The sequence below is a fragment of the Catenuloplanes nepalensis genome, assembly GCF_030811575.1.
In the GTDB taxonomy this organism is placed as follows: Bacteria; Actinomycetota; Actinomycetes; order Mycobacteriales; family Micromonosporaceae; genus Catenuloplanes; species Catenuloplanes nepalensis.
This window is the reverse complement of sequence record NZ_JAUSRA010000001.1, coordinates 35,590-50,539: the sequence shown is the minus strand read 5'-3', so window position 1 is coordinate 50,539 and position 14,950 is coordinate 35,590. Positions and strand designations below refer to the sequence as shown.

Sequence of the window (14,950 nt, the reverse complement as noted above, 5' to 3'; positions counted from 1 at the left end):
CCTCGCCGGACTCCTCGGCCGGGGCGTCGAACGTCCCGACCGGCACGGACTCCTCGACCGCCGGAGCGATCTCGTCGTCCGCCGCGGCGATGTCGTCCACCGGCACGGCCGCGTCCTCGATCGAGGCCACGGCCTGTACCGGCGTCGTCTCGCCGAGCACGTCGACGGCGGCGCCGGAAGCGGACGGAGCAGGAGAATCCACCGGAACCGGGCGATCCGGCTCCTGAATGCCCGAATTGTCCCCAGTTGCCGGAACGTCGGGAGTGATGCTGTCGACGGTGTTCGCGGCCGGCGTGGAACCGGTCCGCTCACCGCCCTCTGGCTCTTTGTCGAGCATGGGCGTTCTCCAGTTCTGGCGGCCCCGGGCGCGGGTGAGCGCTGCCACGCAGGGTCGCCGCAAAGGTGTTCCGGTGACGTGCCATACGGCCGTCCCGCCGCCGTCTGAGGCGGCCGGAAAAACCGGATGGCGCGAACTACCGAAGTCTGCCGACGAGTGCTGGCCGGAAAACCCGGTCAGCTCCCACCGATGGTTGCCCCGTCGCGGTCCGCTGCCAGCGGGTCGACGATCTCCCCCTGCGCGGTCAGCGAGCCCTGCGCCAGCCGTGTCGCCCTCGGCGGCAACGGCGGCTCCAGGTCGGCCACCACGCGGAGGCCGGACAGGACGTCATCGGGTCGCACGGACGGGGTGACCTGCCGCACGACAAGGTCCAGTATCGCACACGGTGCAGCCCCGACCCCGGAAGGTGCGTCCCCCTCCGATTTGACCTCGATCCGAGTGACCGGCGTACGTGCGTCGAGCTGCCGCCTCCCCTGCTTGGTGAGGCGTTCGACACTCACGTCCGGCGCGTCGCGGAACGCGGTAACCGCGCGGTCGAGCGTCTCCGGCGTGATGCCGGGCAGCTCGATCCGCCAGTGCGAGGCGTCGATCCGGTCGGCCAGGCTGCCGGGGCCGGCCTCGACCGCCTCCAGCACGTCCAGCCCGGGTGAGAGCGCGGCGTCCAGCGCGGCGCGGACCACCTCCGGATCGGTCCGGGTCTGCAGGCCGATCTCCAGGTACTCCGCCTCGCTGGCCACGCCGGTCGGCGCCGCGGACGCGTACGAAATCTTGGGGTGGGGCGTGAACCCCTGGGAGAAGGCGATGGGGATGCCCGCGCGGCGCAGAGCGCGCTCGAACGCGCGCGCGAAGTCCCGGTGCGAGGTGAACCGGAGCGGGCCGCGCTTGGCATAGCGGAGACGAATCCGCTGCACAACGGGCGCCTGGCCCCCCTCTGGCTGTGGCTTGGGAGGAATCGTGGTGCTCCTTTGTCCTCTGGTGGGTCCCGCCCATCTTCCCGTAACCGTGGCGCCGATGCGACTCGCCGTCGCCATCCGCCTACGCAGGCCGTTACACCGGACATGAAGGCTCTGATGCTGGCCGGTGGGCGGGGTACCCGGCTGCGGCCGCTCACACACACCTCGGCGAAGCAGTTGTTCCCGGTCGCGAACAAGCCGGTGATCTTCTACGGGCTGGAGGCCATGCGTGAGGCGGGCATCACCGAGGTCGGTGTGATCATCGGGGAGACCGGCGCGGAGGTCCGGGCCGCACTGGGCGACGGGTCCCGTTTCGGGCTCGCCATCACCTACATCCCGCAGGACGCGCCGCTCGGGCTGGCCCACTGCGTGCTGATCGCCCGGGACTTCCTCGGTGACGACGACTTCGTCATGTACCTCGGCGACAACTTCCTGCTCGGCGGCGTGCAGGAGCTGGTCGAATCGTTCCGGGCCGGCGACTACGAGGCGCAGATCCTGCTCGCGGCCGTGGACGACCCGCGCTCGTACGGCGTGGCCACGCTCGGCCGCAGCGGCGAGATCGTCGGGCTGACCGAGAAGCCGGCCGAGCCGGAGAGCGACCTGGCGATCGTCGGCGTCTACCTGTTCAGCCCCGCGATCCACGAGGCGGTGCGCGCGATCGGCCCGTCCGCGCGCGGCGAGTTGGAGATCACCGACGCGGTGCAGTGGCTGATCGCGCACGGCCATCGCGTGCACTCGCACCTGGTCAGCGGCTACTGGAAGGACACCGGGCGGGCGCGGGACATCCTGGAGTGCAACCGGATGGTGCTGGAGTCGGTGGAGCCGCGGCTGGACGGCACGGTCGACGGCCGCACCGAGATCATCGGGCGCGTGGTGCTGGAGGCCGGCGCCGTGGTCGAGGACTCGGTGCTGCGCGGGCCGATCGTGATCGGCACCGGAACCAAGATCGCCCGCTCCTACGTCGGCCCGTTCACCTCGATCGCGGACAACTGCGAGCTGGAGGACGCGGAGATCGAGTACTCGATCGTCTTCGACAACGCGTCCATCCGGGGCGTCTCCCGGATCGGTGAATCGATCATCGGCCGGGATGCCCGGGTGCTGCCCGCGCCGCGGACTCCCGCGGCGCACCAGCTGATCGTGGGCGACCACAGCACCGTCCGGCTGCGGGCCTGATGCGCGGCGCCGACATCCGTTCCTCGGCCGCGGTCGAGGAACGGCACTGGTGGTACCGGGAGCGCCGCGCCCTCCTCGCCCGGGAATTGCGGCGCAGGCATGCCGAGCCCGGTCGGCGGGCCATCGAGATCGGCGCGGCCGGTGGCGGCAACTCCCTGGTCATGCGCGACTTCGGCTATGACGTGCTGGCCACCGAATATCTGCCGGAGGGCGTGGAGATCGCCCGTGCCCGCGGTCTCGACGCGATCCAGGCGGACGCGCGCGATCTTCCGGTCGAGTCCGCGAGCCGGGACCTGCTGGTCGCGTTCGACGTGCTGGAACACATCGGGGAGGACGATCGCGCGGCCGCCGAGATCCACCGCGTGCTGCGTCCCGGCGGCACCGTGCTCATCGCCGTACCGGCGGATATGCGTTTATGGTCGGTTTTTGATGAACTCAGCGGGCACGTCCGCCGCTACGACCGGGCCGGGCTGACCGCGCTGATCACGGACGCGGGCCTGCGCGTCGACGCGCTCTGGAGCTGGAACGTGCTGCTTCGCCCGGCCGTCGCGCTCCGCCGCACCACGACCGTGCGCCCCTCCTCGGAGGCGACGCTGCGCCACGACGTGACGGCCGTCCATCCGCTGGTCAACGCGCTGCTCGGCGGCGTCGTCCGCCTCGAACGCCACCTCCCGGTCGGCCGCCTCCCCGGCGTCTCCCTCTTCCTCAGGGCCCACAAACCCTTCTAGAAGCGGATTCTCCCGCTTCCGGCGTGGCCGCTCTGGGCGTGGGCACCGGTCGTCGCATGAGCAGAGCGTTCACTCCGCTCAGGGGCGGGGGTCGGGGCGGCAGCCGAGCTCCCCGCGCGTCGCGCGTCGCCCACCCGGCGAAGCCCGCGGAAGGTGGTCAGTCGGCGGAGGTGACGCGGTAGTCGGCGGCGGACGGGGGCAGTTCGTAGACGTCGCAGACGCCGGCGGTGAAGCGGTGGATCGCGAAGCGGGCGAGTTCCGGCGGGGGCGTGCTGGTGCGGCGGTCGACCAGGAACCAGCGCACGCCGTGGTCGGCCGCGAGCCGGCCCACGCTGACCGCGGACGGCATCTGGAACGCGGCGTCGTTCAGGTTGAGCAGCGACCGGTCCCAGAACTCGACGCGGTTGACCATCGTGCCGGTCCGGGCCGCCTCCGAGTGCGCGGTCACGGTGTAGCCCCAGCCGGAGACCAGCACGCGGCGTTCCGTGTAGGCGGAGACCCAGAAGTTGCGGTTGTCGCAGACCCACTGGCGCAGCGTGCGGCAGTGCGCGTTCGTCGCGACCAGGTCGCCGGGGGCCGAGTGGTCGCGCAGCCAGCGCCCGGCCTCGACCGCGCCCTCCGGGATCGCCGGCCGCACCTCGGCCGGCTCCGCGTCCATCGGCACGTCCCGCCAGCCGTCCCGGGCCGCCGTCATGATCGGGGAGGCGTAGCCGGCGACCGCGCCCGGCGCGACCATGCCCAGCATCGCCAGCCAGACCGCGAACCAGGCCCGCCGCGCCGGGCGCACTCGCCGCCGCAGCCGGGCGAGGCCCCAGACCAGCAGCCAGACCGCGAGCCCGGCACCGGCGAGCACGGCCAGCGGCGCCAGCACCGACCCGAAGCCCTGGTTGTCGCGCGGCTCACCGATCAGGTCGTGGCCGGCCCAGACCGCGCACGCCCCGGCCGAGAGCGAGAACAACCCCAGGAACCAGCCCCCGACGGTACGGCGTTGCGCCGTCGCCACGGCCAGCCCGGCGACCGCGAGCGCACCGAGGTAGGGACGGGCCGAGTTGACGAAGTAGAGCTGGCTCGCGCCCGGATGCTCGAACGTGAGCGCGGCACCGAAGCCGGCCGCGACGATCCCGAGGCAGATGAGCACGCCCGGGTCGACCAGCCGCCGTGGGCGCAGGAGCATCGCCCAGGCGCCGCCGACCATGCTCATCCAGAGCAGCAGCACCAGCGTGGCCAGCGCGAACGCGGGCCACCAGCCGAGTTCGGCGACGCGCTCCAGGCCGAGCTGGGCCAGTCCTTCCCCCGCCCCGCCGGGCGCGCTCGCGGCCGCTCCCTCGACCGCGAGGCCGCCGGTCGCGGCCGTCACGCCGATCGGCTCGAACGCGGACGAATCCACCTCCTGGCCGCCGAACGGCACGCCGTCCATCGCGGAGAACCGGATCGGCGCCGGTGGGCCGCCCTCGGTGCCGGGCGGGAACGTGGCGGTGCCGGCGATGTGGCCGAGCTCGGAGTTCAGCGCGGTGGAGAGCGGCTTGACGCTGAGCCCGCCGGCCGAGTCGGAGAAGAGGACGAGCTGCGCGAAGACCAGCGTGATCACGGTCAGCGCGGTCGCGGCGAGCGCGGCCCAGGGCGGCCGGAACTCGCCGATCCAGCGCACCGTCACGGCCAGCACCAGCCCGGCCAGCAGCAGCGGCTGATAGGTCGCCTTCGCGCCGGTGATCACCACGAGCAGCAGGATCAGCATCGCCCACCGGCCGGCACCACCGGCGTCGCGGAGCAACTCGATCAGCAGCAGCACGGCCGCGATCGCCAGCATCGCGCCGAACGTCTGGGTCGGGCTGAGCCAGAGCGCGTCCAGGATCGAGCCCTGCGGCACCGACGCGAGCAACCCCCGGTACGGGTTGAACGGCGCGCCGACCAGCGGCAGCAGCGCGGCGAGCGGGCCGGTCCACCACGGCACCACGGCCCGGAACTCGCCGGTCAGCTTGGTGGCGAGCACCGCGGTGCCGACCACGAAGATCAGCGCCATCGGCAGCAGGCTCAGCCGCAGCAGCAGCACCTGCAGCTCGATGCCGGTCGCCCAGCTGGTCGCGGCCAGGTCCGCGTAGACGAACCAGTGGTAGTGCAGCGACTCGCCGATCACGTACGGGATCCGCGGCGGCGCGTGGTGGCGCAGCTCACCGGCGAGCGCCAGGTGGAACGGCATGTCCACGTAGGGCGAGCCGGACGACGGCCAGTCCAGACCGTGCGAGCGGAAGAACTTCGCGGCGGTCCAGCCGAGGACGAGCAGGCAGACGATCGCGACGCCCCACGCCCAGCGGAGCGGCACCGGCGCGCCCGACCCACGCCAGAACCGGCGCAGCGGCTTGACCAGCAGGAACGCGAGCAGGATCGCGAGTGGCAGCGCGGGCGCGAGGCGCGGCTGGCCGGCCGAGCGCGCGGCCACGTACCCGATGATCTCCAGGGAGTAGCCGATGGCGGCGCCGCCGGTCACGTCCGCCGGGAGCGCACCCGGGCCGCGGCGCAGTGCGCGCCAGACCAGCGTGCCGGGGAGCAGCACGGCCAGGACCAGGTACGCGGCGAACGCGGCGATGTCGCGCGCGCTCACGCCGTACCAGCGAAGGATCGTGATCGTGATCGCGGCCGTGACCGCGGCGGGCAGGAAGTGGACCACGAAACCGGCGCCGCGGGCGAACCGGCCGGGAACCGGCGGCGTGCCGGCCGGGCCGGCCTCCGCGCGGGTGAGCGTGGCGGTCACCGGAACGACCAGCCTCGGTGCAGATGATACGTGAGCAGCGGCGCGACCACGATGATCAGCGCCTGCGCGGGCAGCACCGGCAGGCCGGCCGACTCGACCAGCAGCGGCAGCCCGCCGAGCGAGCAGGCCAGACTGCCCAGCGAGACCAGGTAGAACCGGGCCAGGCCGGCCACCCGGGAGCCGGTCCCGCCGAAGATCCGCCGGTAGACCGGGTAGGTGAGCACCGCGGTCGCCGCGTTCGCGAGCACGGCCAGCAGCAGGTAGTGGCGGTGCAGGATCAGCCAGCCGGCGGAGAAGAGCCCGTAGTAGACGACCGCGCCCAATCCCCCGGCGAGAACGTAGTGAGCGCGTCGGTCGTTGAGCAACGGGCGGAGCAGTCGCCTCCGCCGGCCGGTCGCGTGCGCGGTGCAAGTCACGCGTGTTCAACGATCCACCGGGGAAGTCGGTGGCCAGGTGGAGAGGTGCGGATGCGGATCTCGGTCGTCGTGCCCTGTTACCGCTCGGCGGAGACGCTCCCGGCCCTGGTCGCCCAGCTCAGCGACGTTCTCGGCTCTCTCGGCGACCCTCTCGGCGGTCGTCCCGCCGGTTATGAGGTGGTGCTGGTGGTGGACGACGACGGCGGCATCGACACCTGGGCGACCGCGTCCGCGCTGGCCGTGGCGCACCCCGAGGTGCGCGCGATCCGGCTGGCCCGCAACGTCGGCCAGCATGCCGCGCTGCTGGCCGGCCTGCGCGCGGCCCGGCACGAGGTGATCGTGACGATGGACGACGACCTCCAGCACCCGCCGGCCGAGATCCCGGTGCTGCTGGCCGCGCTCACCGACGACGTGGACCTGGTCTACGGCCTGCCCGCCGCCGAGGAGCACGGCCTGCTCCGCAACGCCGCGTCCCGGCTGGTCAAGGCGGGCCTGGCCGGTGCCATGGGCGTGCGCAACGCCCGGCTGGTCGGCGCGTTCCGGGCGTTCCGGGCGTTCCTGGTGCAGGGGCTGGACGGCGTGCGCGGCCCCGGCACCGCGATCGACGTCGGGCTGTCCTGGGGCACCACCCGGGTGGCCGGCGTCCGCGTGCGCGTCGCGCCGCGCGCGGCCGGCCGTTCCGGTTACACCCCCGGCCGCCTGCTCCGGCACGCCGCGGACATGACGTTCGGCTGGTCGACCGCGCCGCTGCGCCTGGTCACGTACGCCGGCTTCCTGCTCGGGCTCGGCGGCTTCGCCCTGGTCGTGCGGCTGATCTGGGCGTACGAGACCGGCGAGACCCGGATCGCCGGCTTCACCACGATCGCGTCGATGGTCGCGTTCTCCTCGTCGGCCGTGATGATCGCGGTCGGCGTCCTCGGCGAGTACATCGGCCGCATCCACACCACCGGCAGCGGCCGGCCCGGTTACGTCATCCGCGAGCAGGTGGAGGGCACGATCCATGCTCCGTCCCGCTGAGCCCCGCGACCGCGAGAACGTGCGCCGCTGGCGCAACCACCCCGAGGTCCGCGCGCAGTTCCTGTTCCGCGACGTGATCACCCCGGAGGGGCATCGCGCCTGGTGGGCCCGGGTCGCCGCGGATCCGGCGCGGCGGGTGCTGATCTACGAGCACGAGGGCACGGCCGCCGGCGCGGTCACGTTCCAGGATCATGACCCGGTCGCGCGTACCGCCGAATGGGGCTTCTTCCTCGACCTGGACGGCCTGCGCCCGCGCAACGCGCTCTTCGGCGCCTGGATCGGCCTCGAACAGGCCGCCATCCGCTACGCGCTGGACGACCTGAACCTGGCCGTCCTCGGCGCCCGCACGCTGGCCGCCAACAAGCCGGTCCTCACCCTCCACCGCCGCAACGGCTTCATCGAGATCCCGTCCCGCCACTACACGACCGACATCGACGGCATCCCCGCCGACGTCCTCTGGCTGGAACTGCGGGCACCGACGAGCTAATCCGTACCGTCCCCACACGCTCCGAATAGGAGGGTACGCGGCCTTCGCCGTTCCGTGCATCATCCGGGCGACGGCGGCACGAACGATCGATGGTCACGAACGTGATCATGTGCTTCGATGGCACTCTGAACAGCTGACGGGGGCCGGCTATGAGGGTGTTGTTCAGCACGGCGGGCGCGCTCACGCATTCCGATCCGCACCGTTTCAGATCCGTACCGCGGCGACCCGCCGCGGGCGGCAGCGTGCGCTGAGGTCTCCTCGTCGTCTGTTCCGGGCCGGCCCGGCCGGGCCGGCTCATCATGCGCGATTCGGTCAACCGACGGGGGAACCATGGGCCGAAGACTGTCAATTCGCAGTGGAGTCGTCGCGATCACTGCCGTAGCCGCTGTCCTGCTCAGTGGCGGACCGGCGCAGGCCGTCCGCGGCGGGACGGCTGCCGCGGACGGCGCCTATCCGTTCGCCGCAAGGGTGGCGGCGGGCGATCGCGGCTGCTCGGGCGTGCTCGTGCAGGCCGAGTACGTACTGACCCTGAAGTCCTGCTTCGATCCGGCGCCGGTAACGAACGGCGCACCGCCGGTGGCGACCAGTGTCACTGTCGGACGGGACGATCTCTCCCGGAGCACCGGCGGGGTCACCGCCGTCGTCACCGAGCTGCTGCCTCACCCGACGCTCGACGCGGTGCTCGCCAAGCTCGCGACGCCGGTCACCGGGATCACGCCAGTGGCGTTCGGGACGGCGCCGGTCGCCGGGGAGACCCTGCGGGCCGTCGGCTACGGCCGCACCGGCACCGAGTGGGCGCCGAACCGGCTGCAGACCGTGCCGATGACCGTAGGCGGGGTGACCGCGGGCGGGTTCACCCTCCTCGGCTCCGGCGTCTCGCTCTGCCAGGGTGACGGAGGCGGGGCCACGATCCGGGAGACCGCCGGCGGGCCACAGCTCATCGGTCTGCACGCCGGTGCGCAGCAGCAGGGCTGCCTGGAGTCGTCGTCCACCGCGGACGGTGCCGCCGAGGTACGCGCGGACGTGCTGGCCAACTGGCTGAGGCCGTACACCGCCGGGCTCGCCGAACCGGTCGCCGAACGCTCGCCGAACCTGGCCTCCGGCGCCACCGTCACCGTCTCGTCCTTCGTCGACCAGTGGGGATGGAAGACGGCGAACGTCGTCGACGGCGTGCGCACCGGCACCGCCTGGACATCCTGGCCACCGAACTCGCCGCTGGCCGAGGAGTGGATCGAGCTTGCCTGGTCCGGCGGCTCCCAGCGGGCGGTGAACCGAGTCGACCTCTACCCGCGCAGCGACATCGTCGCCGGGGTGCCGACCGACATCGGCGTGGACGTCTGGGAGAACAACGCCTGGAAGAACGTCTACCGGCAGACCGTGATCCAGGCGGGCGGCAAACCGGCGAGGATCTCCTTCCCGGCCCACACCACGAACCGGATCAGGGTCACCGGGTACGCCGTGGAGACCATGCAGCTCGCCGAGATCGAGGCGTACGAAGCGCGCAACCTCGCCGCGGACGCCACCATCAACACCTCGTCGCACATCGACCAGTGGGGCTGGGTCGAGGCGAACGTCAACGACGGCGTCCGCACCGGTATCGCCTGGACCTCGTGGCCACCGAACTCCCCGGTCGACGACGAGTGGATCGAGATGGCCTTCCCGGGCGGCGCCCAGCGTCAGGTCAGCCGGGTCGACCTCTACCCGCGCAGCGACATCGTCGCCGGCGTGGCGGCCCGGATCAGCGTGGACGTCTGGGAGAACGATGCCTGGAAGCGCGTGCGTACCTGGGCCGAACCGGTGGCCGGTGGCAAGCCAGTCAAGATCCTCTTTGCCGGGCAGACGACCAGCAGGCTCCGTGTCACCGGGCACGGTGTGGAGACCATGCAGCTCGCCGAGATCGAGGCGTACCACTCCGGCAACCTGGCCGCGGACGCCACCTTCACCCCGTCGGCGAACCTCGAGGAGTGGGGCTGGTCGCTCAGCCGGATCAGCGACGGCGAGCGGTCCGGCAGCGGCTTCTCGACCTGGCCGCCGAACGCCCCGTTCGCCGACGAGTCGGTCGAGATCGCCTTCCCGGGCGGCGCGCAACGTCAGGTCAACCGGGTGGAAGCCTGGCCGCGCAGTGACATCATCGCCGCCCTGCCCGCCGACCTCGGTGTCGAGGTGTGGGACGGCAGCGCCTGGCAGAGCGTTCTGCGCCGCACCGCCACCCTCGCTGCCGGCCAGCCCGCCCTGCTCACCTTCCCCGCCCGGACCACCAGCAAGATCAGGCTCACCGGGTACGGGATCGAGATCCTGCAACTGGCCGAGCTGGAGGCGCACCTCATCCACCCGCTCGCGGCGGTTCCTGCGGCGATGGACCCGCAGCCTTCGGTGGTGGAGATGGGCGCGTACCCCGGTGCCGCCGCGATCCTGGAGCAGTTCTCCATCCGGCTGCTCCGCGGCGACGGGCACATCGTCTGGGCCGATTGCGCGACCCCGCCGGTCGACAACGTCGGTGTGATCAAGGTACGCACAACCGAGCCGATCGGTCCCGGCGGCAACGGTCTGGCCTGTTTCAAGGTGACCGCGCCGACCGGCTGGCTGGCGCTGGAGGTGCCGGCCGTCTACGAGATCCGCGGTGACGGTCAGCGCACCGGCACCGGGCACCCACTCACCGCCGAGGTCACCACGGACGACGGCGACCACACCACAGTCCAGGTCAACCCCTCGGGCAGCACCCAGGTCGGCATCGGCATCTCGCCGGACAACGAACCGACCACGCTGCTCCGGCTGACCGTCACGGGCTGAGCTCTGACTTCACGGGGGAGAAACATGAATTCGATCATTCACAGCGGACGGCGAAGGCGGCCGATGGTCGCGGCGCTGACGGCGCTGGCGATCTGTGCCACCCTGCTACACGGCGGCCCGGCGCGGGCCGATGAGCCCGCGCCGGTCGCCGACCGGAACACCGTGCTGAAGGTCTGGCGGCAGGGCGGCACCCAGGTGCGGGCTGCCGCCGCAGCCGCTCTGATCGGCACCGACGCACAGGTCTCGGCCTTCCTCGACACGGGGTATACCGAGGCGCAGAAGCTCGACGAGCGGGACGCGGTGGCCGGTGCGATGGTGCACTCCGGCCCCGCGGTCCGTGCCGCCGCCCAGGCCGCGCTCACGGCCGGCGACGGCGGCAACACGGGCGCGGTGCCGGCGTTCCTGGCCACCGGCTGGCAGCGGCAGGCCGACATCGACCTGCGGGTCGCGGTCAACCAGCTGATGGCGGCCGGCGGTGACCAGGTCAAGTCGGCGGCCCAGGCGGCGCTCGACTCCGAGGACCCGGCGGTCCTCCGGGCGTTCCTCGACGAGGGCTGGCAGCATCCGTGGCAGACCGACCAGCGGCTACGGATCAACCAGGCGATGACCACCGGCGGTTCGAATGTCGACGCGGCCGCGCAGAAGGCCCTCGACGCCGGCACTCCCGAGGCGCTGGAGGCGTTCCTCGAGTACGGCTGGGCGGTGGCGTCGGCCCGCGACGAGGAGACCGCGTCGCTGGCCGGCCTGCTCGCGCAGGCCAAGGCGAGCGGGGAAACCGCCGCGCTGGAGACCCAGCGGGCCACCCAGGAGGCCGCGCGCGCCAAGGAGGCGTCCGAGGCCGCGAAGAAGGCGGCTGAACGCGCCGCCGCCGCGACCGAGGCCGCCCGTAACGACACCGCGGAGGCGGCGGCGCAGGCCAAGCGGGCCGCCGAGGCGGCACAGAACGCCGCGAACTCGGCCCGGATCGCGGTGCAGGCCGCGGCGGCCGCACAGCGGGCGGCTCGGGCCGCCTCGGCTGCGGCGGCACGGGCGGCCTCGGCTGCGGCCTCGGCCGAACGGGCTGCCGCCACCGCGTACCTGGAGGCCGCCTCGGCGGCGTCCGACGCGTCCCGGGCCGGCCAGGCCCGGCAGGCGGCTGAGTACGCACGCGGCCAGGCACGGCAGGCGCGTGAGTTCGCGGAGACCGCTCGCTGGGCCGGCGCCGCAATCGAGCAAGGGCTCACCGCGGTCGGATCGGCCAAGTCCGCGGCCGGGCATGCGCTCGCCGCGGCCGCCGCCAACGATCAGGCGGTCGCGGCGGCACAGGCGGCCGGCGCCGACGCCGGCGCCGCAATTGCCGCGGCCCGGCGGGCCCGGGCCAACGCCGAGCGGGCCAACCGCGCGGCGCTGGCGGCCGAGGCCTATCTGCGGACCGCGATGAACGCCGCGTACGCCGCACACGCCGCGGCGATCCGGGCAGCCCAGCATGCCGAGGAGGCTGCGGTCGCCGCGATCGAGGCGGCCGACCACGCCGGAGAAGCCGCCGAGGCCGCTCGGCGGGCCACCGAGGCGGCCGAGGCGGCAACCGTCGCCGCTGAGGCCGCGGTTGAGACCGCCGTGCAGGCCATGGCGATCTACGACGCGGCCCGCGCGGCCGACGCCGAGCGGATCGCGGTGGCCGGGGACGACGGCATCGAGGTCGCCCGGACCGCGCTCGCCGAGTACCAGGCTCAGCAAGCGGCGAAGGACTGGGACGCCGAGCAGGCGGCGCAGCGGGACACCGAGACCAACCGGCTGATCGCCGAGGCGCAGAATCCGGCCACCCCGCCGGACACTGCCGTCGCCTCGGCCCGGAAGGCGGCGCTCGCCCTCACGGACGCGCCCGGCGTCTGGACGCGGGAGGCGGCGCTCGCCGCGCTCGGCACGTCCGACACCGTGCAGGTGCTGGACTGGGCGCGGACCGGCATCGCCGGGGCGGCGGTGCTCGACGACCGCGCCACGGTGATGAACATATCGATGAGTACCGAGACCGGCCTGGCCGGCGCGGCGCTCACCGCACTGGCCGGGACGGACGCGCAGGTGCAGGGCTTCCTGCGTGACCAGACCTACCCGGGCCGGTTCACCCAGGACCGGCTGAAGGTCAACCAGATCCTGGCCGCGGCGCGTACGGCGAACGACGTGGTGCTTGCCCAGGCGGCACAGGCCGCGCTGGATGCCGACACCGCGCCGGCGCTGCGCGGTTTCATCGAACGTGGCCAGTTCACGGCGGCCGCGATCGGCGAACGCGTCAAGGTCAACCAGATCCTCGGCGACCAGGACAGTGGGCCCGAACTGAAGGCGGCGGCCCAGGTCGCGCTCGACGGGCCCCCGACCGCGCTGCGCGAGTTCCTGGACACCGGGCAGCATACGGCGGCCGAGCGCGACCAGGAGGCCGCGGCGCACCTGGCCGTGGTCGGCGGCGTGCTACAGGAGATCCACCAGGTCGCCGCCACCGCGGTGCAGAACGCGCAGCAGGCTCAGGCAAAGGCGGCGGAGGCACGCAACGACGCGGAGGCCGCGGCGGAGTACGCGGAGCAGGCCGCGGCGTCGGCACAGCAGGCAGCCGGCTACGCGGCCAGCGCCGAGGCCTACGCCAACCAGGCACTCGAGTCGGTGCGCAAGGCCGAGCAGTCGGTCCGGACCGCACGCGCCGCGGCGACCCGGGCGGACGCTTCGGCCCGCAGCGCGATCCGTTCCGCGACCTGGGCGATCGCCTCGCACGGCCGGGCCGTACAGGCGGCGACTGCGGCGAACGCATCGGCCAAGCGGGCGTACGACTCCGCCATCGCGGCCGGTCAGGACGCCGAGGCGGCCCGGGCTGCGGCTCAGGATGCCTACGCGGCCTATCAGTCGGCGCAGGGCCGGGAGATCGGTCATTGCCACGCGGAGTACGCGCGGGGAGCCGCACCCGAGTTGGAGCGGATGTACAGCGGCACACAGGGCCAGTGGTACAAGAACTGCGTCGCCAACGTGATCGCCGATCCGGCGGAGTTGGCGTACCGGGCCTACAGCAACGCCGGCGTCTGCGCCCTCTATCCCGAGGGCAGCCAGATCCGGCAGAACTGCCTGGCCTCCGTGCTCGACCCGGCGTTCACCGGCATGCAGCCGCTGCTGTTCCTGGCCGAGATGGTCAAGGGCATGGTGGCGGCCATGGCTCCGGTCGGCGTGATGGCCGCGATCGGCTGCATCGCGACCGTCGTCTGTGGCGTGGTGGCCGGCACGCTGATCACCCTGGCCGAGGTCGGCCTCAACGTGGTCAAGCTGATCAACGGCGATCAGGGGCTGGGTGAGACGCTGCTCAAGCTGGGGCAGCTGGGCCTGGAGACCTTGATCTTCGTGGGGATCGGCAAGGCGCTCTCCGCCGGGTTCAAGGCGCTCAAGACGATGTACGTCGCGGCCGCGTCGGCCCGGCGGGCCGCGGCGTCCCTACGGCTCGCCGACATCTCCCGGATCCGGCTGAACGCGCACGCCGCGTGCCGGGCGGCGGACCGGGGACTCGGCCTCACCGTGCACACCGTGGCGGCGGACGATCCGCCCTGCCTACCGGAGATCGCGCTCGGAAAAACAGACGACGGTACCGATGACGGAATCGCCGGCTTCGCGCATGACATCGATGCGCCGCACTACACCGACTGGCCCGACGACATGAACTGGTGGACCCGGGTGGAGCGGGCCCTGGAGCCGGACAGCACCGTCGTCATCCACTTCAACCTCAACGGCTGCGGAGACAACGACGACGAGGTGCGGGCCTTCGCCGCGGTCGCGGACGACATGACCTCTCCACCGAGCGACCATTACACGAATTGGGAACTGCGGATGATTCGCGACGCACCGGAATCGGTGCGCCCACGGGTAATCTTCTATCGAGGCCCTCCCTTCAAGAGGGTGACGAATCCCTTCGGGTGGCCGCAATGAGCATGGATTCCAGGTCGCGCCTACCGCTGACGATCGACCGGCGCTTCCGGCCGTGGCGCTACCAGGCCTCCCACCGCCAGCTGATCCTCAGCACCGACGCACCGGGGAAGAGCACGGAGTTCGAGATCGTCTTTCTCGATGTCCTGGCGATGCAGATCCGATTCGCGTTCGACCGACTGCTGATCGCGGATGCCGGTCGACGCCCGGAGATCGAGCGGTTCGCCGAGATACCCGAGCGGCACGACGACCGCTACCTCCGCCTCACCGTCTCCGACGGCGAGCACGAGGGGTTTGTCGTCTGCGGTGCGATCCACGTCCGTGAGCACCCGCCGGTCGAGTGACCGGCACCGTCCGGCCGGGCCGATAT

The 14,950-nt window shown here is 72.5% G+C and carries 10 protein-coding genes; 7 read left to right on the top strand and 3 right to left on the bottom strand.

The genetic code is table 11. The features are described from left to right. Positions 1 to 513: 513 nt before the first annotated feature. Positions 514 to 1,248 carry a TIGR03936 family radical SAM-associated protein gene (locus J2S43_RS00150; RefSeq protein ID WP_306826387.1) on the bottom strand — a complete coding sequence of 245 codons (735 nt, stop codon included), beginning with the start codon at positions 1,246 to 1,248 and terminating at the stop codon, positions 514 to 516. 147 nt (positions 1,249 to 1,395) lie between these two features. Here J2S43_RS00150 and J2S43_RS00145 point away from each other — a divergent pair, with 147 nt between their 5' ends. Together J2S43_RS00145 and J2S43_RS00140 are read left to right on the top strand one after the other, a co-directional pair. Next, positions 1,396 to 2,463 (top strand): glucose-1-phosphate thymidylyltransferase, encoded by a 1,068-nt coding sequence (locus J2S43_RS00145; RefSeq protein ID WP_306826386.1) that lies wholly within the window; start codon positions 1,396 to 1,398, stop codon positions 2,461 to 2,463. Beyond that, a complete protein-coding gene (locus tag J2S43_RS00140) occupies positions 2,463 to 3,191 on the top strand; it encodes a class I SAM-dependent methyltransferase (protein WP_306826385.1) in 729 nt (242 codons plus the stop codon). Before J2S43_RS00145 ends, J2S43_RS00140 begins: the two co-directional genes overlap by 1 nt. 157 nt (positions 3,192 to 3,348) lie before the next feature. Here the strand turns inward: J2S43_RS00140 and J2S43_RS00135 are convergent, their stop codons facing one another. Together J2S43_RS00135 and J2S43_RS00130 are read right to left on the bottom strand one after the other, a co-directional pair. After that, positions 3,349 to 5,940: a hypothetical protein gene (locus J2S43_RS00135; protein WP_306826384.1), complete on the bottom strand. Its 2,592-nt coding sequence runs from the start codon at positions 5,938 to 5,940 to the stop codon at positions 3,349 to 3,351. Next, the gene (locus J2S43_RS00130) at positions 5,937 to 6,356 is read right to left on the bottom strand and encodes a GtrA family protein (RefSeq protein ID WP_306826383.1); all 420 of its coding nucleotides are present in this window, start codon (positions 6,354 to 6,356) and stop codon (positions 5,937 to 5,939) included. Before J2S43_RS00130 ends, J2S43_RS00135 begins: the two co-directional genes overlap by 4 nt. Positions 6,357 to 6,407: 51 nt before the next feature. Between J2S43_RS00130 and J2S43_RS00125 the strand changes: the two genes are divergently transcribed. The 5 genes from J2S43_RS00125 (at position 6,408) to J2S43_RS00105 (ending at position 14,924) form a co-directional block, all read left to right on the top strand. After that, positions 6,408 to 7,373, top strand: a complete 966-nt coding sequence (locus tag J2S43_RS00125; protein WP_306826382.1) for a glycosyltransferase — start codon at positions 6,408 to 6,410, stop codon at positions 7,371 to 7,373. Further along, positions 7,357 to 7,860: a GNAT family N-acetyltransferase gene (locus tag J2S43_RS00120; RefSeq protein WP_306826381.1), complete on the top strand. Its 504-nt coding sequence runs from the start codon at positions 7,357 to 7,359 to the stop codon at positions 7,858 to 7,860. The genes J2S43_RS00125 and J2S43_RS00120 overlap by 17 nt, the downstream gene beginning before the upstream one ends. 330 nt (positions 7,861 to 8,190) lie before the next feature. Beyond that, entirely contained in the window at positions 8,191 to 10,650 is a 2,460-nt protein-coding gene (locus J2S43_RS00115; RefSeq protein WP_306826380.1) for a S1 family peptidase, read from the top strand. Between the two features lie 63 nt (positions 10,651 to 10,713). Next, positions 10,714 to 14,583, top strand: coding sequence for an ALF repeat-containing protein (locus J2S43_RS00110; RefSeq protein WP_306826379.1), 3,870 nt, complete (start codon positions 10,714 to 10,716; stop codon positions 14,581 to 14,583). Further along, positions 14,580 to 14,924, top strand: coding sequence for a hypothetical protein (locus tag J2S43_RS00105; protein WP_306826378.1), 345 nt, complete (start codon positions 14,580 to 14,582; stop codon positions 14,922 to 14,924). Before J2S43_RS00110 ends, J2S43_RS00105 begins: the two co-directional genes overlap by 4 nt. The last annotated feature ends 26 nt before the right edge of the window (positions 14,925 to 14,950 follow it).